This is a genomic window from Cyclobacterium xiamenense, from assembly GCF_042140265.1.
In the GTDB taxonomy this organism is placed as follows: Bacteria; Bacteroidota; Bacteroidia; order Cytophagales; family Cyclobacteriaceae; genus Cyclobacterium; species Cyclobacterium xiamenense_A.
In genome coordinates, this window is the sequence record NZ_CP159481.1 from 65,853 (window position 1) to 85,482 (window position 19,630).

The 19,630-nt window shown below is 48.6% G+C and carries 16 protein-coding genes; 6 read left to right on the forward strand and 10 right to left on the reverse strand.

The window, feature by feature from the left end:
* The first annotated feature begins 7 nt into the window (after positions 1 to 7).
* The 3 genes from rnr to ABWH99_RS00310 are packed head-to-tail and all read left to right on the forward strand — an operon-like array spanning position 8 to position 3,796.
* A complete protein-coding gene (gene rnr, locus ABWH99_RS00300; protein ID WP_375584320.1) occupies positions 8 to 2,185 on the forward strand; it encodes a ribonuclease R in 2,178 nt (725 codons plus the stop codon).
* Positions 2,175 to 3,161: a polyprenyl synthetase family protein gene (locus tag ABWH99_RS00305; RefSeq protein ID WP_375584321.1), complete on the forward strand. Its 987-nt coding sequence runs from the start codon at positions 2,175 to 2,177 to the stop codon at positions 3,159 to 3,161. Before rnr ends, ABWH99_RS00305 begins: the two co-directional genes overlap by 11 nt.
* Before the next feature lie 5 nt (positions 3,162 to 3,166).
* Positions 3,167 to 3,796: a rhomboid family intramembrane serine protease gene (locus ABWH99_RS00310; RefSeq protein ID WP_375584322.1), complete on the forward strand. Its 630-nt coding sequence runs from the start codon at positions 3,167 to 3,169 to the stop codon at positions 3,794 to 3,796.
* Between the two features lie 20 nt (positions 3,797 to 3,816).
* Here ABWH99_RS00310 and ABWH99_RS00315 read toward each other — a convergent pair whose 3' ends face one another.
* From ABWH99_RS00315 to rplU, 3 genes are all read right to left on the reverse strand, one after another.
* On the reverse strand, positions 3,817 to 4,125 hold the full coding sequence (locus ABWH99_RS00315) for an HPF/RaiA family ribosome-associated protein (protein ID WP_375584323.1): 309 nt from the start codon (positions 4,123 to 4,125) through the stop codon (positions 3,817 to 3,819).
* Between the two features lie 142 nt (positions 4,126 to 4,267).
* Complete coding sequence (gene rpmA / locus ABWH99_RS00320) at positions 4,268 to 4,528, reverse strand: 50S ribosomal protein L27 (RefSeq protein WP_375584324.1); 261 nt, start codon at positions 4,526 to 4,528, stop codon at positions 4,268 to 4,270.
* Positions 4,529 to 4,564: 36 nt separating this feature from the next.
* Positions 4,565 to 4,876, reverse strand: coding sequence for a 50S ribosomal protein L21 (rplU, locus tag ABWH99_RS00325; RefSeq protein WP_375584325.1), 312 nt, complete (start codon positions 4,874 to 4,876; stop codon positions 4,565 to 4,567).
* 589 nt (positions 4,877 to 5,465) lie between these two features.
* Here rplU and ABWH99_RS00330 point away from each other — a divergent pair.
* The 3 genes from ABWH99_RS00330 (at position 5,466) to katG (ending at position 11,382) form a co-directional block, all read left to right on the forward strand.
* Positions 5,466 to 6,446: a ribonucleotide-diphosphate reductase subunit beta gene (locus ABWH99_RS00330; protein WP_375584326.1), complete on the forward strand. Its 981-nt coding sequence runs from the start codon at positions 5,466 to 5,468 to the stop codon at positions 6,444 to 6,446.
* A 31-nt stretch (positions 6,447 to 6,477) separates the two neighbouring features.
* Positions 6,478 to 8,877 carry a ribonucleoside-diphosphate reductase subunit alpha gene (locus tag ABWH99_RS00335; protein WP_375584327.1) on the forward strand — a complete coding sequence of 800 codons (2,400 nt, stop codon included), beginning with the start codon at positions 6,478 to 6,480 and terminating at the stop codon, positions 8,875 to 8,877.
* 261 nt (positions 8,878 to 9,138) lie between these two features.
* A complete protein-coding gene (gene katG / locus ABWH99_RS00340; protein ID WP_375584328.1) occupies positions 9,139 to 11,382 on the forward strand; it encodes a catalase/peroxidase HPI in 2,244 nt (747 codons plus the stop codon).
* Positions 11,383 to 11,676: 294 nt separating this feature from the next.
* Here the strand turns inward: katG and ABWH99_RS00345 are convergent, their stop codons facing one another.
* The 7 genes from ABWH99_RS00345 to ABWH99_RS00375 all read right to left on the reverse strand — a co-directional run bounded on the left by ABWH99_RS00345 (position 11,677) and on the right by ABWH99_RS00375 (position 19,611).
* On the reverse strand, positions 11,677 to 12,525 hold the full coding sequence (locus ABWH99_RS00345; RefSeq protein ID WP_375584329.1) for a DUF6671 family protein: 849 nt from the start codon (positions 12,523 to 12,525) through the stop codon (positions 11,677 to 11,679).
* Between the two features lie 21 nt (positions 12,526 to 12,546).
* Entirely contained in the window at positions 12,547 to 15,024 is a 2,478-nt protein-coding gene (locus ABWH99_RS00350) for a YbcC family protein (RefSeq protein WP_375584330.1), read from the reverse strand.
* A gap of 58 nt (positions 15,025 to 15,082) precedes the next feature.
* A complete protein-coding gene (locus ABWH99_RS00355) occupies positions 15,083 to 16,723 on the reverse strand; it encodes a proton-conducting transporter membrane subunit (protein ID WP_375584331.1) in 1,641 nt (546 codons plus the stop codon).
* A 268-nt stretch (positions 16,724 to 16,991) separates the two neighbouring features.
* Positions 16,992 to 17,381, reverse strand: a complete 390-nt coding sequence (locus ABWH99_RS00360) for a hypothetical protein (protein WP_375584332.1) — start codon at positions 17,379 to 17,381, stop codon at positions 16,992 to 16,994.
* A gap of 64 nt (positions 17,382 to 17,445) precedes the next feature.
* Positions 17,446 to 17,715 carry a hypothetical protein gene (locus ABWH99_RS00365; protein WP_375584333.1) on the reverse strand — a complete coding sequence of 90 codons (270 nt, stop codon included), beginning with the start codon at positions 17,713 to 17,715 and terminating at the stop codon, positions 17,446 to 17,448.
* Between the two features lie 311 nt (positions 17,716 to 18,026).
* A complete protein-coding gene (locus tag ABWH99_RS00370; RefSeq protein WP_375584334.1) occupies positions 18,027 to 18,404 on the reverse strand; it encodes a hypothetical protein in 378 nt (125 codons plus the stop codon).
* Positions 18,325 to 19,611, reverse strand: a complete 1,287-nt coding sequence (locus ABWH99_RS00375; RefSeq protein ID WP_375584335.1) for a serine hydrolase domain-containing protein — start codon at positions 19,609 to 19,611, stop codon at positions 18,325 to 18,327. The genes ABWH99_RS00370 and ABWH99_RS00375 overlap by 80 nt, the downstream gene beginning before the upstream one ends.
* Positions 19,612 to 19,630: the final 19 nt, after the last annotated feature.

Genomic DNA, 19,630 nt, shown 5'->3' on the forward strand with positions numbered 1-19,630 from the left:
CATTTTTATGGGAAGAAAATCTGGAAGAAAAAAATCAGGATTCAGAAATAAAGAGGGAAAATCCTCTGGATTGTCACAACTGAAACATCAGCTCACGCAATTTTTAGACAGCAATTTCGGGGAGGAATTCGCCGAAAAACAACTGATAAAAAAACTCGCCTTACGCGACGCCTCCTCCAAAAAACTACTGGACGATGCCTTGCAGGAGCTTTTGGCAAGCGGAAATGTTTCCAAGAGCCCACGAAACCTCTATTCTTCCGCGGCAGATCCCGAATTCATCACGGGAGAGGTAGACTTTGTCAATGCCCGATTTGCGTTTATTATTCCCGAGGATCAGGAAAAAAAGGAAAACGATATTCTGGTAAAAGAGACCGATCTCAAAACGGCCCTGGACGGTGACAAGGTGCGCATTCTGGTCTTGCCCCAAAAAGGAAAAGGCGGCAAACGGGAGGGAAAAGTACTGGAAATACTCGAACGCTGCAGGGATGAATTTGTGGGCCGGGTCGAAATTTCCCCGCGATTTGCCTTTGTCGTTCCGGATTTCAAAAAAATGCATCAAGACATTTTTGTTAAAAAAACCGACCTTGCAGGTGCCCAGCACAACCAAAAGGTAATTGTCAAACTTACCGACTGGAAGGAAGGCGACAAGAGTCCTACCGGTAAGATTGTCCGGGTACTGGGAGAGGCAGGAGACCACGAAGTAGAAATTCACTCCATCATGGCAGAATTCGGACTCCCTTTTGAATACCCCGAAGACGCCATGGCGGAAGCCGAAACCATACCGGAAAGCATCCCCGCCGAAGAATTGGAAAAAAGGCGGGATTTTCGATCCGTGGATACCTTTACAATCGACCCGGCGGATGCCAAGGATTTTGACGACGCTATCTCTTTTCGGAAGCTGGAAAACGGAAACATGGAAATTGGTGTGCACATTGCTGATGTAAGCCATTACGTCAGCCCAAAGTCCATCATGGAAAAAGAGGCGTACGACCGGGCTACTTCCGTATACCTGGTAGATCGGACCATCCCCATGCTTCCCGAAAGACTGAGCAATGGGTTGTGTTCCCTTCGGCCAAACGAAGACAAGCTTACCTTTTCCTGTGTGTTTGAGATGAACGAGGAAGCTCAGGTGCGGAATTTCTGGATCGGACGCACGGTCATCCATTCCAACCGGCGGTTTAGCTACGAAGAGGCCCAGGAAAACATGGATCAGGGTGCGGGTGAATATGCCGGAGAATTGCAAACCCTCAACGGCCTGGCAAAGAAACTCCGCCGGGCACGGTTTAAAAAAGGAGCCATTAATTTTGAGACCGTAGAGGTAAAGTTCAAATTGGACGAGAAAGGCACGCCGATAGGCCTGATAATAAAAGAACGAAAGGACGTTCACAAGCTCATCGAAGAGTTTATGCTCCTGGCCAACAAGACGGTTGCGCAGTATATCTTCGATAAAAATAAGGGGAAAAGTACCTTTGTCTACCGAATACACGATTATCCTGACCTCGAAAAACTCAACACTTTCGCCAATTTTGCCAGGAAATTTGGACACGAGTTGCAAATCAGTGACGAAAAAAAAGTGGCCAATAGTTTGAACAAGCTAATGGATGAAATAGTTGGGAAACCCGAACAGAATGTATTGGAGCAATTGGCGATTCGCAGCATGGCAAAAGCGAAATATACCACTGAACCCAAACTCCATTTCGGACTTGCATTCCCTCATTACACCCATTTCACCTCTCCGATCAGAAGGTATCCGGATCTGATGGTGCATCGGCTGTTGCAACATTACCTCAGCGGAGGCAAACCACCCGATAATCAGGCATGGGAAGAGAAGTGCGTGCATTCTTCTGAACGGGAAAAACGAGCAGCAGACGCCGAGCGTGCAAGTATCAAGTACAAACAGGTCGAGTACATGAAACTAGCAGAAGAAAAGGATTATGCCGGCATGGTCACCGGGATCACGGAATGGGGTGTGTATGTAGAAATCGTAGAAACCAAATGCGAGGGCATGGTCCGGGTACAGGACATGACAGACGATTACTACGATTTCGACGAGAAAAACATGCGGCTAATCGGTTCCAAAAATAAGAAAATCATCACACTTGGAGACAAGGTCATGGTCCGCGTCACCCGAACCGATATAGACCGGAGAACCATAGATCTGGAATTTGTTAACGATGGTAAATGATACGGTACTCGGGGAAATACGAGATTCCCTGGAAAAACACATCCTCGAGCTGCAACTGGGCGGACAACCACCCGAACTATACGATCCGATAGTCTATTTGATGGGTTTGGGGGGCAAAAGGATTCGTCCCCTGCTCGCCTTGCTTTCCTATGGCTTGTACAAAGAAGATTACCAGCAGGTGTTAACTCCTGCTGCTGCCATCGAAGTATTTCACAATTTTACCCTGATGCACGATGACATCATGGATAAAGCCCCCATCCGTCGCGGCATGCCCACCGTGCACGAAAAATGGAACGCGAATACGGCAATCTTATCCGGCGATGTCATGCTGGTCAAGGCTTACGAATTATTATTAAAGGTAGCGCCGGAATACCTGAGGGAAAGCCTGGCCCTCTTTAGCCGAACGGCAGCCGAAGTGTGCGAAGGACAGCAATTGGACATGAATTTTGAAGGGGTAGCGCAGGTATCGGAACCGGACTACCTAAACATGATTCGGTTGAAAACAGCGGTATTGTTGGGATTTTCCCTTCAACTGGGAGCCCTACTGGCCGGAGCAGGAGCCGAAGACGGACGCCGCCTGTACGATTTTGGGGTAAACATCGGCATGGGTTTCCAATTAAAAGACGACCTATTGGATGTGTATGCAGATAAAGAGAAGTTTGGCAAACAGGTCGGAGGAGATATACTGGCCAATAAAAAAACCTACCTCCTGATCAAGGCACGAGAACTGGCCCGGGGTGCAGACAAAACTACGCTCGACTATTGGCTACAAACAGCCAAACCGGATCCCGAGCAAAAAGTGCGAGAGGTACGTGCCGTTTACGACCGGTTGAAAATCAAAGCACTTACATTGGAGATCATGGGGGATTTTTTTGAAAAGGGCTTCGACCAACTCAGCCGTTTGCACGTAAAAAGACCCGAGGGGTTATCACTCCTTTGGAACCTCACCCATAATCTGGCTAACCGGGAAAAATAACGAGCATGGAACTATCTTTGACGTTGATAATTATTGGCATTACCTGCCTGATTTCCTATTATGGATGGAACAATCCGTCGGTTATGGAACGGCAACTATTTGTCCCTTACCTGATCCAACGAAACAACTCCTACGCCCGATTTATCACTTCTGGCTTCATTCACAAGGACGGGACGCACCTGCTATTCAACATGTTTACGTTCTATTTTTTTGGGAGCGTGGTGGAGCAATACCTGATGTATCAATTTGGCACCGGCACGGGGGCAGTAGCCTTTGTTTTATTTTACCTGGCGGCCATCGTAGTAGCCGACATACCTACTTTTCTCAAAGAAAAGGACAATCCTTACTACCGGGCCCTCGGTGCGTCTGGCGGGACCGCAGCTACCGTATTCGCCAGTATTGTACTCATGCCGCTTTCGGATATCTGCATTTTCGGGATTTTCTGCCTTCCGGGCTTTATCCTGGGCCTACTTTTTCTGGCCTATGCCTTCTATAAAGGAAAAAAGGGAGATGATGCCATCAACCACGATGCCCATTTTTACGGGGCCGTTTTTGGTATTGCAGTCATCGTCTTGATTTCCCCCCAAAATGCCCTGTATTTTTGGGAAGAAATAAAAAGCTTCCGTTTGTTCTAACGGAAGCTTCTGAAATCGGTTTATTTGTTCTTTTTCAATTGCCGAACCAACTTATCCACCACGTCCTTGAGTAAGGGAATCCAATGTTCTCCTTTTTCTTCGGCGAAAACATCCGGGCCGGGAATTCCCACGCGCATGCCCACCACGCTTTTGGCCGTACCACCGTGTCCTTCGGTTTTAAAGTAAATGTCCACTGCGTTGATATCCGGCGTGAATTTGGATAACTTATCGATAGAGGATCTGATTTCATCCTGTACAGCAGCGTTGATGTCGAGGTTAACCGACTGCACGTCGATCTTAATTCCTCGGTAATTTTCAGTATAGTTCATAAAAGCAATACTATTTTATACCGGCAGAAGCCGGGGATGGGTATATTCGTTAACTAGCGATCGTACCGGCGAAAAGCCGGCCAAAGAAAAAAAAAGGCCCTTTTCACACAAAGGCCTTTTGATTTTCCCTAAGGAGTAATTCTTAAGCTTCGGTAGGAAGTACGCTTACGTAAGACCTTCCGTCATGTTTTTTAGTAAAAGAAACTTTACCTGGAGCCAAAGCAAACAAGGTATGATCCTTTCCCAAGCCGACATTCAATCCGGGGTGATGCTTGGTTCCCCGCTGCCTGACGATGATGTTCCCGGCGATAACTGCCTCTCCACCAAATTTTTTTACTCCAAGACGCTTACTTTCTGATTCTCTTCCGTTCTTGGAACTACCTACACCTTTCTTATGTGCCATAACTTAAGTTGTTTTTACCGTATCCTTATCGGATACTTACAGTACAATATCTTCTATTAAAATCTTCGTGTATTGCTGACGGTGACCGTTTTTCTTCTTGTATCCCTTTCTTCTCTTTTTCTTAAAAACGATCACTTTGTCTCCTTTTACATGATCGAGGATTTTCCCCGATACCTTGGCTCCTTCCAATAAAGGTGCGCCTACCGATACGGTACCGTTGTCGTCTGCCAAAAGCACCTGATCGAATTCTACGGAAGCGTCAACGTCACCTTGCATTTTCGGTGCAAAGATCTGCTGCTCTTTTGTTACTTTGAACTGCTTACCGGATATGTTTACTATTGCGTACATAATGGTTTGATAGATTACAATTATCAAAATTGAGGTGCAAATATACGAAAAAAATACCTTTACATAAAATAGTATACGGGTATTAATTTGCTGAACCATGCCCTTCCGGCCGATTATCCCAAAAATAATGAAAGAGATGCACTTTTTGTACTGTGATTTCCGAATTTTCTTCTTCAAAAATAGCAATTAAATCTTATTTATTTGACCTTCAGCTATTTAAGCGGATGTCAGCTAAGGGAAATTGCTCGGTTTTTTGACCATTGGTCAAAAAAGCGGCTTCTCAGGGGCTGAGGAACGGTGAATCAAATTAATTGAAAAAAGTTATACCGCGCTTTCCTGCCAATATTGATTCATGTTGTTGTTTATAACGTATTATATAAGATGCTGTTTTATAATATATTATATAGATTTGACCAATGGTCAAATTAAATGGCTTTTGGTTGTTTTTGGACTTTACTTTTTCGAATTTCTTACCCATATTTGTTAAGGTAATGTTACCAATCCCGGCAGAAAACAAGCACGTGTGAAGAAAAGGCTTCAAAGCCATTTGTATAAAATTCATTCATTACTATAAAAACCATTTGGACTAATGAAGTCAGAACCTATTTTAGAACAGGGAGATAATAGCAGATTTGTCCTATTCCCCATTCAGCACGATGATATCTGGGAATATTACAAAAAGGCGGAAGCCAGTTTTTGGACTGCAGAAGAAATTGATCTGGGTCAGGACCTCAACGATTGGAAAAACCTGAGCGACAGCGAGCGCCATTTTATTTCGCATGTCCTGGCCTTTTTTGCCGCCAGTGACGGGATAGTGAACGAAAATCTTGCAGAGCATTTTGTATCCGAGGTACAGTACACGGAGGCAAAGTTTTTCTATGGATTTCAAATTGCCATGGAGAACATCCATAGCGAAACGTATAGCCTACTTATCGATACCTATATTAAAAATCCAGACGAAAGGGATCGGCTATTCAATGCCATCGAACACCTGGACTGTGTGAAAAAGAAAGCCGAATGGGCGCTCCGATGGATCGACCAGGGAGATTTCCACGAGCGACTGATTGCCTTTGCTGCGGTAGAAGGAATCTTTTTTTCTGGTTCCTTTTGCTCCATTTTCTGGCTGAAAAAGAGGGGATTGATGCCAGGCCTGACCTTCTCAAACGAGCTCATTTCCCGAGACGAAGGACTTCATTGTGACTTTGCCTGCCATCTGTACACCCGACACGTGGTAAACCGCTTGCCGGAGGAAACAATCATCGGCATCATTAAAGATGCCGTAGAGATCGAAAAAGAATTTGTAACCGATGCGTTGCCTGTACGGTTGATCGGTATGAATGCCGAGCTGATGTGCCAATACATTGAGTTCGTGGCCGACCGCTTGTTGCAGGAGTTGGGGTGTTCCAAAGTTTGGAACAGTACCAATCCATTTGATTTCATGGACATGATATCCTTACAGGGGAAAACCAATTTCTTCGAAAAAAGAGTGGGGGATTATCAAAAAGCAGGTGTGATGAAAAACAAAGACACCTCCAGTTCAGGGAAGTTTTCTGTAGAAGAGGATTTTTAACCATTTTTTCACCAGTAAATAACCAATCAGTATGCTAGTAATCAAAAGAGACGGGAGAAGAGAATCCGTGCGGTTCGATAAGATCACCACGCGGATAGAGAATCTTTGCTATGGCCTGGATGGCCGCTACATTCAGCCCATAGAAGTAGCCAAGAAAGTGATCGACGGACTTTACGACGGAGTGACCACCACCGAACTGGACAACCTCGCCGCCGAGGTCTGTGCCTCGTTGACCGTCAAGCATCCGGAATACGCCGTTCTTGCTGCCAGAATTGCGATATCCAACTTACACAAAACCACGAGCCAGTCCTTCTCCAATACGATGAAGCGGCTGTACACCTATATCAATCCTAAAACCGAAGAGAATGCGGCCCTGATAGCTCCCGACGTGTATGGAATCGTAAAAAAACACGCGGCCAAACTCGACGAAGTAATCGACTACAGCCGGGATTTTGATTACGACTTTTTTGGTTTCAAAACCCTGGAAAGAAGTTACCTGATCAAATTGGACGGGAAAGTGGTGGAACGACCCCAACACATGTTGATGCGTGTCTCCATCGGTATACACAAGGAGGACATTGAAGCGGCTATAGAAACGTACCACCTGCTTTCACAGAAATGGTTTACCCACGCCACCCCAACGCTTTTTAACGCGGGCACACCCAAGCCTCAGCTCTCGTCTTGCTTTTTGCTCACCATGAAGGACGATAGCATCGACGGTATCTACGACACGCTTAAGCAGTGTGCAAAAATATCCCAATCCGCCGGCGGTATCGGGCTTTCCATTCACAATGTACGAGCCAAGGGATCCTACATCCGGGGCACCAATGGCGTTTCCAACGGAATCGTGCCAATGTTGCGAAATTTCGACATGACAGCACGTTACGTAGACCAGGGTGGTGGAAAAAGGAAAGGCAGTTTTGCCATTTACCTGGAACCCTGGCATGCGGATATCAAAGATTTTCTGGATTTGAAGAAAAACCACGGAAAGGAAGAGCTCAGAGCCCGAGACCTCTTTTACGCCGTGTGGGTGTCTGACTTGTTTATGAAAAGAGTGGAGGCCAACGAAGACTGGTCGTTGTTCTGCCCGCACGAAGCACCGGGCCTCGCCGAGTGCCATGGAGAAGAATTTGAAAGACTGTACGAAAAATACGAAAAAGAGGGCAGAGCCCGCGAAACCATCAAAGCTCAGGAGCTCTGGTTTGAAATCCTTGAATCCCAAATCGAAACCGGCACACCGTATATTTTGTACAAAGACGCCGCGAATGGAAAATCCAACCAGAAAAATCTGGGAACAATCAAATCTTCGAACCTGTGCACCGAAATCATGGAGTATACCTCGCCCGATGAGGTAGCGGTGTGCAACCTCGCTTCGATTGCGCTTCCCAAATTCGTATTGACCGGAAAAGATGGAAAAAAATATTTCGACCACCAGAAACTCTACGAGGTAACCAAGGTAGTCACTCGAAACCTGAACAAGGTAATTGACGTGAACTATTACCCGGTACCGGAAGCGCGCAAATCCAATTTCCGACACCGCCCCGTCGGGCTGGGTATCCAAGGCCTGGCAGATGCATTTATCCTGCTGCGCATGCCCTTCGATTCAGATGAAGCCAAGGGACTGAACGAAGATATTTTTGAAACCATCTACTTTGCCGCTATGGAAACCTCCATGGAACTGGCTAAACTCAACGGTACCTACGAGACCTACGAAGGATCTCCGATTTCCCAGGGATTATTCCAGTTTGATCTTTGGGGCGTAACTCCAAAATCAGGAAGGTGGAACTGGGCGGAGCTAAAGCAGAAAGTAAACAAATACGGTGTACGAAATTCCCTGTTGGTGGCCCCAATGCCGACCGCTTCGACCTCACAGATTTTAGGTAATAACGAATGTTTTGAACCCTACACGTCCAACATCTACACCCGGCGTACGCTCTCCGGTGAATTTGTCGTGGTCAACAAACATTTGATGAAAGACCTGATCCGCCTGGGCTTGTGGAACGATACCATGAAAAACCGGCTAATCGGAGCCAACGGGTCCGTTCAGAATATACCGGAAATCCCCCAACACCTTAAAGACCTGTACAAAACCGTTTGGGAAATTTCACAGAAAGTCATTATCGATATGGCTGCTGACCGGGGCGCCTATGTTTGCCAGTCGCAGAGCATGAATCTATTCCTTCAGGAACCGAACTTCGGAAAATTGACCTCCATGCATTTTTATGCCTGGAAAAAAGGACTCAAAACCGGAATTTATTACCTGCGCTCCAAAGCCGCCAGCAGTGCCATACAATTTACCGTGGACAAATCTCAGCTGGATAAAAAGCCTGTGGAGACGGCTGTTGCAGTGCCTGATACCAAAAAACAACAGCAGGATGCCATTGCCTGCTCCCTCGACAATCCGGACGATTGCGAAATGTGCGGGAGTTAATCATCCTACCTGTCTTCCAGAAAAAGCAACCGTTGCAGAGCTACGGTTGCTTTTTTTTACTCCTTTGTTTCCGTTGCTCCACACCCAGCGCTGCGGTAATGCCGGTGAATTCGCCTTCATTTCCAAGAAACTTCGCTATCCGATGCAAACGATTATTAAAATTACGTAAGAGTCATAGATTTTTTCAATGGGAATAAATTTTTCATAAATACTAAATTTGGTATCTTAGATGAACAAAGAGTGAATCAATTACTAAAACTTATGGAAAACAGCACAAACCCAAACGCAAAACTATCCGACCTCAATGACAGCGCGGCCAAATGTCCCTTTCACGGAGGGGCGCTCAAGCAGAGTGCAGGGGGAGGAACCAGAAACAGAGACTGGTGGCCCAACCAGTTAAAGCTAAACATCCTTCGGCAACATTCCGCATTGTCCAACCCCATGGGCGAGGAATTTGATTATGCCAAGGAATTCGAATCCCTGGATCTGGCAGCCGTTAAGAAAGATTTGGAGGAAGCATTGACAACTTCCCAAGAATGGTGGCCGGCGGATTACGGGCATTATGGACCGTTTATCATCCGAATGGCCTGGCACAGTGCCGGAACCTACCGGATTTCTGACGGCAGAGGTGGGGGCGGAACTGGCTCCCAGCGCTTTGCCCCGCTGAACAGCTGGCCAGACAATGCCAACCTTGACAAAGCACGCTTACTCCTTTGGCCGGTCAAGCAGAAATATGGGAAAAAAATATCATGGGCCGATTTGATGATCCTTGCAGGCAACGTGGCCCTCGAATCCATGGGCTTCGAGACATACGGTTTTGCTGGAGGTCGTGAAGACATCTGGGAACCGGAAGAAGACGTGTATTGGGGATCCGAAGCGGAATGGTTAGGAGACAAACGCTACACCGGTGACCGGGAATTGGAAAATCCCCTCGGCGCGGTACAGATGGGTCTCATCTATGTAAACCCGGAAGGTCCCAACGGCAACCCGGATCCCGTTGCCTCCGCAAGAGACATCCGCGAAACCTTTGGTCGAATGGCCATGAACGATTACGAAACCGTCGCACTGATCGCCGGAGGTCATACCTTTGGTAAAACACATGGTGCCGGGGACCCTACCAAATACGTCGGCCCGGAACCAGCAGCTGCCGGCATCGAAGAGATGGGGTTGGGTTGGAAAACCACGCTGGGATCAGGTAATGGAAACAATACCATCACCAGTGGTCTGGAAGGTGCCTGGACAACAACACCTACCAAATGGAGCAATAACTATTTCGAAAACCTGTTCGGGTACGAATGGGAATTGTACAAAAGCCCTGCAGGAGCCAACCAATGGCGTCCGAAAGGCGGTGCTGGTGCTGGAACGGTACCCGATCCGCACGACCCCTCCAAAAGCCATGCGCCGTTTATGCTGACGACCGATCTGGCCCTACGCATGGATCCGGAGTACGAAAAAATCTCTCGTCACTTCTATGAAAACCCGGATGAGTTTGCAGATGCCTTTGCCAAAGCCTGGTTTAAGCTTACCCATAGGGACATGGGACCACGCGCCAGGTACCTGGGCCCTGAAGTTCCACAGGAAGAACTCATCTGGCAAGATCCCGTTCCTGCCGTGGACCACGAGCTTGTAGACGGTGCCGACATTGCCGACTTGAAAAAACAAATTCTAGCTACTGGATTGTCCGTATCCGAATTAGTGGGTACGGCCTGGGCTTCGGCCTCCACCTTTCGAGGATCGGATAAAAGAGGCGGAGCTAACGGTGCCCGGATACGACTCTCCCCCCAAAAAGACTGGGAAGTCAATAATCCCAAACAGCTCGCCAAGGTCTTAGATAAACTGGAAGGCGTACAGGAAACGTTTAACGGATCCCAGTCAGGCAACAAAAGAGTATCGCTTGCCGACCTGATCGTTTTAGGAGGATGTGCGGCCATCGAAAAAGCTGCCAGGGACGCTGGAAAAGAGGTGACAGTACCCTTTACTCCCGGTAGAACCGATGCAAGCCAGGAGCAAACCGACGTGGAGTCATTTGCCATTCTGGAACCGGCAGCCGATGGATTCCGCAATTACCAAAACGAACAACACCTGGTGGCTGCCGAGGAAATGCTGGTGGATCGATCGCAATTGATGGGCCTCACCGCTCCGGAGATGACCGCTTTGGTTGGCGGTATGCGTGCCTTGAGTACCAATTTTGACCAATCCACTCACGGGGTATTCACCAAACGTCCCGGCCAGCTCACCAACGATTTCTTTGTCAACTTGTTGGATATGGGAATCAGCTGGAAAGCTATGGACGATTCGGACAAGGTATTCGAAGGAAAGGACCGGAAAACAGGCGAACGTAAGTGGACCGGAACGCGTGTGGACCTGATCTTTGGATCCAACTCGGAGTTACGCGCGCTGGCCGAAGTATACGGCTGCAGCGACGGGGAGGAAAAATTCGTCAATGACTTCATTAAAGCATGGGACAAAGTCATGAATGCGGATCGGTTTGAATTGAAAGACTAACCGTTTTTCCCCAACTTTTTTTGAGAATAAAGGTGACCCCAAATCGGGTCACCTTTATTTTTTTTAAAGTCCCCGTATGGCAATCGGAAGGGCTTTGGCTTGGCGGATCAACGCCTTCCAACAAGGAATGCAAAAACATCCTTGCTCCTTCCAATGGGCCGGGATATCCTACCTTTCCGCTATTTCTTCTGGATTAAAAAAAGAAAGAGAAGGCCTGTTGGCTAAGGGATAAAAAACCAATCCAGGTTTCCTCCCCGAATCCAGTCGCCTGGCGGGGATCAAAAACCTACGAAGTTAGGGGTTGCAACGATCGCAATACATGGGATCTTCCACTTCCTTATCGCCTATCTTTTCTCTTTTGTGAAAACCACATTTCATGCAGCTATAAACCCTAGCCTGCGGCGAACGAGTAGGGCTGCCGCACAAGGCGCAGGGCAGGCCTGGTTCCACACCGGAAAGGCCGAATCCAGGGCTGTTGCATTTTTCGCAGGGTACCAAAACTCTATTTAACAATTCATCCGTTGCCTCGCCAATTACCCTCATGCGCGTGGGGTTGTACAAGGCTCGCATATCGGTTTCAACGAAGGCTTGTCCGTATCGATCCAAAAACATCCGAAATTTTGCGATCAATTCCTGCTGCTCGCAAATCCCCTTGTATACCGTATCGATCGCTCCCTGCCGCGTTCGCATGATCAGTGCGTGAGAAGGAAATCGCACCTCCCGTGCAAAGTCCAGGAGTTCTGCTTCCGAAGTACAAAGCCGGGAGCTAAAATTCGTTTCCGCAGTCAGTTTTCTCCCGACGATCTCAAGCCTGTGGCGTTTGTCGAGCAACATGACTAATTCCTCGTTGCCGGGAAGAAAGTAATAACTTGGGTGTGCTCCAAATGACCCCTCACTGGCGATTGCCAGGTCTGCACCGGAGTACATCATGGCCAACTCGCATTTTTTTCGGGCGGTAGCCAGCGGGTCTTCCTTCCGTTCCACTTCACCAGAAAACGTTCCCAACAGATCCGTATCCAATTTTAAACAGACAAAAGGCAGCACTCCCAGGCGGGAGGCTACCTTTGGCCCTATCAGGCGTTCCTTGGCATGCTTGGTGGCAATGACCAATCTTCTACCGGCAAAAAAATCCCTGACATTCATTATTTTTCGCCGCTACCGGGATCAGATTTTTTCCCATTGAAGGTTTCCCTGATACCGGTGGGTAACCTTCCCCTGAGCGTCCAGGACCAGCAAAAATATCCAGCCATTGTCGCAAAGGTCACGGACAGAGGGATGTTTCTCCAGGATCGCATTCATGGCCTCCATGGGAGCCTCAATCACTACATTAAGTCGCAAGGGTTCGTGCTGGTACTTTGCACCATCGTGCACCGACTGGAAAGGAAGCCCTACTCGTAAATCTCCGGAGTATCCTTCCAGTACCCCCAGGCCGGCCGTGACATTGTGCAGGGTTTTGTTACCGGATCCGAAATTACGGTTATCGACCGTAGAGCCATAATACTGCAGGTTTATCCAGCTCGTAACCACCATCGGTGCGGTCATAATCAATTCAAGAATTGAAAAATCGGTATCCTTTTTCCAATCGTAGGAATGCAAGAACGATTTGCCTCCAAAATTCAAGCTTTTAGTTCGTTCTCTTGGTGCCACGACAAAGGCAGAGCAGCCGGCCAGTCCCCATTCCGGACGAACCTGCGACCAGTCCTTGCTTCGCGAAATAATCGCTCGATCTTCATTTTTAGAAACCGCCATTCGCAACGCTCGTTCCGCACGGGACGCCTTGCCGGCGTTTACAAGCGAGCGCTTAAGGTCTCCAAATGCCTCTGCATGCGATGGGGACACCTCTTGTTCGTTATAAATGCTGACCTCATCCGTGGTCGTATCGTGAAGGCAGGCCAAAAACACAGTATCCTCCGGAATCCGGATGTTTGACGCTACCAATTGCTTGCGCACTTCCTTGTCGTTTAGCACGGCAGCAGCCACCTTGGCATTGGCCTCTCCGGAATGCCCTCCACAGGCCCCACAGTCCAGGCCCGTTGCGTGGGGATTGTTGACAGATGTGGACCCATGCCCTACGATTAATACAAATGGAGCAAAATTTTCTGTTAGCGACATGGCACTTAGGGCATTTTTCGCTAGTTGAACGCGCTGTTCCATTGGTATTCCTACCGAAAGGTCGGCATGATTGCTTACTTCCAGCGAAATACTTTTCTGCTTCGCTTCCTTTCGGTCCAATCCTGCTGCATCTGGATGGGGAACAGGCCGGGTGATACCAAAGGAGTCGGTAAATAGCTTCGGAAGATACGATAGACCCATGGGACTGACAAAACTGAAACAGGTCACAGCACCGGATTTAAAAGACTTCCACACTTGTTTTAGCTGATGGCGTAAAACCCGACTGCGATGAGCCCGTTTGTTCACGACCGCATCTGGAATTTCTTCCAAAATGGTGGGACCTGTTGGAATGAGTACCGGGCACTGCGCCTCGCCTCTATTGTGGGCCAGGGGAACGAATTGGATCGGAAAGGCAAAAAATCCGGCAAACCCAATCGTCTCCACCGCTGAATCCGCTTGCTCCAGATTCCGCCGGAATACTTCGGAACGTACGTCAATACAAAAAATGGCCTGCGCTTTGGGTCGGTCAGGTGTCGGCACTTCGTTCGCTTCCGCCGCTTGAAATTTTTCAATGATAGCCCGTTGAGCAGCCAAATCAAAGGCCTCCTGCAACACGAGCATTTCGGAAAGCGCTTCGTTTGTCTCCGCATCTGCACTCGCCTCCACAAGGCGCTTTTTCGCCGTCAACCATAGAAAGTGGAGCTCTGGTCCATCCAGGCACTTGAGCAAGCATGCTTCCCAGCACAGCAATACGGATAGAAATTCCACGGACAGTCCCCCTTTTTTTCCGTACAATTCCTCGTCCCAGTCCAGGCGAGCCGCGTAAGCCGACCAACCACCTACCCGTAAAAGCAGACGGTGCAGGTAAAGGGGTAAGGCAGATTCCGACACATCCAGTACCTTCAGCGCCTCCTGCACGGCTTGGTACGGATCGGATGGAAGCGCTGCAACCGCTTTGCGAAATCCCTTCAAACCGGTAATCTCCGTAGTTAAATCCACAGCGGCTTCGGATTTCCAGGACTGAAAAAGCCCGGTTTGCTGATTGGCCGTCTTCCAAACGGCCTGTCCTTGATCGAAATAGGAAGCCGCCCATGTGGATATTCTTCCGACCACAAAACGATTCCAGTCTTGCTCTGTAACCTGCGTGGCCACATCGCTGAAGGTGGCAATGCCTGGGGTCCCGTAATCTACATCCGCTCTCGCCTCCAGGGAACGAATAAAAGCGTCTACGTCCGAGCCATAGTTGGTTTTTCCGGTCATTGCCTGCGCCAAATCCTTGCGGGTGATGATCCCCTCCTGAATCTTGTTCCGATAAAACGAAACGGGAAGAGTGGTTTGAATACCCCCAACCGTGGCCAGGTGCTGGGCGACAGTTTCAAATTTCCTATCGGTAAGCCCGAGGTAAGGGTTGACGGCTACGACATTCTCTAAAGGCCACAGCGGTGCAATTTTCTTGCAAGCTGCCTGCAACGCGGTTTCCAGTTTGAGTTTTTTTGATTCCTTGGGTGGTAGTAGAACTTGATCTTCCATTTTTTTCTTCGTCAGCGATTGGTTATTACTGAAAATTTCTAAAGGCTATTTGGGAGGACTAGTGGCGATTCTGCTTCTGATTATGGGTAGTTGCAGGAGTAGCCAGGGCCTGCCTGCTATCGGGAGAAACCAGGTCCAGGGCATGAATCATCCGGTCAAACCAGGCATTCGCATAAAATCCATTTCGAACATGAACCGCCATCGCCTGATAGGACGGTCTGTTGGAAAGTTGTGGAGCGATGATCTGAATGATTACGACCAAAGCAAATCCAAGTAACACCAGACCGGCAACCAGTAGCTTGCCATACCCCAATATTGCCGTTTCCGGAACCTGGGATCCGAGCAGGTAATGGGTAGCGGATTCCAAAACAAAGAACGCCGTGGTAACGGTCAGAGCCAAAAGCACAGCCCGGGCCAGGAGCCCCGGATTCCATGCCCGGGCAATCGCAGCAGTAAAGATTCGCGCCAGCCCCATGACGATAACTGCGCCAATTACTACCAGCGCCAGGTCTTTTTGCGGATCGATTCCCCAAATTAGTGCAAACCCAACGTACAAAAGTAGCGCCAATCCGATACCCAAAACCACCTTTACCGGACTCATCGGGCCGGCCGGGTCGGAAACCTTTGCTGCCCGAATCAGGTCAATCTGGCTTCCGGAAGAGAGAAATGCGTGGGCTTTATAAAACGAGTGAGCCACCAAATGCAGCATGGCAGCCGGATACACGCCCAGTCCGCAGACCATCAAACTAAACCCCATGTGCCCTACGCTGGAGTATCCTAGTGCCGTTTTAATGGAAGTTTGGGTCAGGTAAGCAACCGAGGCAAAAAGGGCCGTAAATCCACCCAATCCCATGAGAAGAAGAGGAGCAACAGTGCTCGCATCCATCACGTAGGACATCCGGATAATCAGGAAGGGGCCCGCATTCAGCAAGCCTGCATGCAAGAGCGCGGATACCGGAGTGGGGGTTTCCATTACCTCAATTAACCAACCATGGGTGGGAAACTGGGCAGATTTGAGAATCGCAGCTAGCGCTAAAAACAAGGCAGAAAACTCCACCAACCCGGGGACATTCCCCGAGAAAACAGCCGACTTCACACCCAAAAACAACTGTTCCAGATTGCCCGTGCCGAATTGCTTGTAAAGTAAGAGGCTTGCGACCAATAAGCTGGCATCACCCAGTCTGGCCAGAATAAATTTCTTTTTGGCGGCAATCTGAGCACCTGGTCGTTCGGGATAAAAGAGCAACAGTCGGTGCAACGAAATGCTGGTCAATACCCAGGAAATAAACAGCAAACCGATATTTCCCGAAAGCACCAGCAATTGCACGGAAGCTATGGTAGCCGCGAGTTTTCCCATAAATGCTCCTTGTCGGGAATCCCCGTCGAGGTAATTCTTGCTGAACTTGATAATAATAAATCCTAAAAGAGCAATCATTCCCAGCATCAGCAAGCTGAGAGCATCCAGCCGAATACTCAAGCCTACCCCAGCCATACCTAAGGTTCCGGATTCCAACAATCCGTATTTCGCCACGTAGCTACTGCAGAATACGACGACTACCAGGCTGGCAATGGATGCCAGGCCACTCAGAAAGAGGACTTGATTGGGCCTGCATCCGGATTGAAACCAAGAAGCAACGGCTGTCGCAACAAAGACAAGAGAAGAGAGAAGCGCAATCAGGGGTAGTAGATTTTCAATCATGGAACTTTTCGTTTATTACAATTCAAAATTCGTTGGTGAGTAGAAAAATTGTGCTCCTGCAAAACTTTCCACAATGCAAAGGTGAAAAAAATAATCCATAAGTTTTCATTTTGATTTAGTATGAAATACATAAATTATTTTAATGAGATATCGATTGCTGATTTCCCGGAAGGTTACCAGTGCCGGCAGGTGGAAAAAGTCGATTCGATCTTCAAACTGAAAAAATTGGCAGCATCGTAAATGACATCCTCCGATGCGGCAGTGCAGGTTAGCTTCCGAAATAGCCGATAGCTGTTACTGACTGCTCCCAACGGGCGGCCATTTTTCGAGGGGAATGGGGATTTCCTCCTTTTTCCCGGATCAGGTCAGGACGGACGGCCCGAGAAAGATTGGAGACGATCGGATTTTTTTCAAGCCATACCGCCCCGAATACTTCCAGGAGACTCAACAGGAGGGCGTAGGGCAGGATACCGTAGGGTAAATCCTGCATGTTCCCAATGACCAACCACATCAAAACGAAACCGAAAAACCAGGAAAGAAAGGCAGTTTGCAGGAAGGTAAACTTCTGGGCAAGGACATAGCTGCCGCCCGCGAAGCACCAGGACCAAAGTACCCACAAGGCACCATTCTCCCGCTCTGAAGGAAAGATCAATCCCATCCCCTCATAGTGACTCGTCCAATGATTTTTTAAAAAAATTTCGTTCCGTATAAATTCTGGCGGACTAATGCAGCTTGTCGCCAGTAAAATCCGAAAAACCACCTTTTTGTGAAAACCCATTGCCTTGCCTGGTGGTTCTTTTGCCAAGCACTGCCGAGCCCCGGAGCGTCGAAGAAATGAAGCTACGGATATACGCTGAGCCCTTAGATGAAGTCGTCACCGCCAACAGGCTGGTAACAGGCCCGACGGGTAGCCGCCGATGAATGGTGTTCTCGAAATACCCGAAATAGGCGGTATAGAAGCTCCTTTGTGGTAAAAAACCGTTTTTCGCCATTTGGGAAGGCGGGCGATAAAACCAAGAGTACTTTTTCTACTCCAGCTGAGGTAACGCTTATCCCGAACCATGGATTAGAATTTCTGCCGCGTACATAAAACACTTCAAAATCGGCCGCTTCGCGCCAGGTTTCGAGCTTACGGTTGGGTGGCCATACCTCAGGCTCCAAATTGACTGATTTTCTTGCTTTATAAGCCCTTTCCGATATTCCGGACGGGCAGTCCCGATGCCTGATGCATCAATCCGGTTTTACCCTCATGGCCAATTTCGGTCCAGTAACATCAAACCTCAATTTCAACCATTAGGCTAAATCACTGGCTGGGCCGCGAGGAAAGCACCAATTGCTGTATTTTCGGATCGCTCTCCGGACTTAGGGTAAAAAATACCTCTACTGTTTCTTGATCTCCTTTCATCGAAAAACTACCTCTCAGTTGGTTTTCCGGTCTCACCGACCCGATTTCCCGGAGAGTACCTGCTTCTTCCAGCAGGGCATCGATGGTTTTCCGCCGGCTATCGCGGGATTGATCCAGGAAGAAATTTTCAGCAAAGATTGCTGTTTCCAGCTCCTCGTCCCCTTGCTGCATCCATCGAACCAACTCGGTCTGCCGATCAGCGAGAATGGCAGAAACGGGGAGTTCCCTGGGCTTCAGGGCGAGGGTTTCCGAAAAGCAATTCCCAGATTGCTGCATAGGGCCAGGGGCTGGTATAGGTCAGGTTGCCAAATGCCATTAGCCCTACCCCGTATTCGGGAAAAAACTGGTAATTGCTTCCAAAACCCGGTAAGGCCCCTCCGTGACCGACCTGTCGCACACCATCGCAAAATTCGGTACTACGCAGGCCATACCCATAGCCAGAAAGCCGAGGGCAGGGCTCGCCTGCAAAATCCCTCGCGTTTGCGTTCAAGCGGGCAAATTGGGGCGTTTGCATCGCTCTGAGTGAACTCCGTAGGATAGGTCCGTTATCCTCATCGCTCCGGGGAGGCCAGGCCGAAAGGTGCAAGCTGACATACTTACTGAAATCTTCTATAGAAGTGATCAATCCCCCCATCGCTCCGTAGGAGCCATCATGTAACATAGGTTCCCGCTTCCAGGTTTCGTCTTCCCAGCGATAGCCGATGACCAGTTGCCCCGGTGGCACACGGTCGTATTCCCAATACGTATGTTCCATACCCAGAGGCAAAAAAATGTGCTGTCGAATATAATCCTGATAAGGCATACCGGAAACCTGAGAAACGATTTTCCCCAAAATTGCATAGCCGGTATTGCTGTATTCATAAGTATAGGCTGGGACGTTGGAAAAGGAAATGCCTTTGCTGATAAGGTCTTGCAGGTATTGCTCCGGCTCGTCCAGCTGCCGATCGCCCCATGGGTTGTCCTCCGGAAATCCGGCAGTCATGGTCAGTAGGTTTTCTATGGTAATCTCCGGGGCATCTTTACTCAGGTAGGGAAGAGAGGCCATTTCTGGAATGTACTGCGAGGCAGGGTCGGACAGCGATAGGTGGTCCTCCTCCATTAATTTCAAAATAGCCATGGCCGTAAAACTCTTGGTCATGGAGGCAATTCGGAAAGCCGAAGTAGTCAATGCGGGAACGTTTTGCTCGATATCGATCAGCCCGGTGCTTCCAGAAATCAGCAATTCATCGTCCACCACCAGACCGTACGCAACTCCAGGAATATTTTGTTCCTGCGCATGGTCTTCAATAAGCTGCTGTAGCCTGGGGGCAATGCTTTTGATCTTTTCCTTGCGCGCGTCGTTTACAAAAACAGGGGGATTGTAGGATTCGCCCTGGATCGTTTCCTTCTTTGGCGGGTTTACATCTGCCGATTCCTTGCTGCCGCAGGAAAACAAGAGGGTGCTCAGGCAGGAATAAAGGAGAAATTGAGTTGTATTTTTCATTGGTTAGTGGATGGGGATG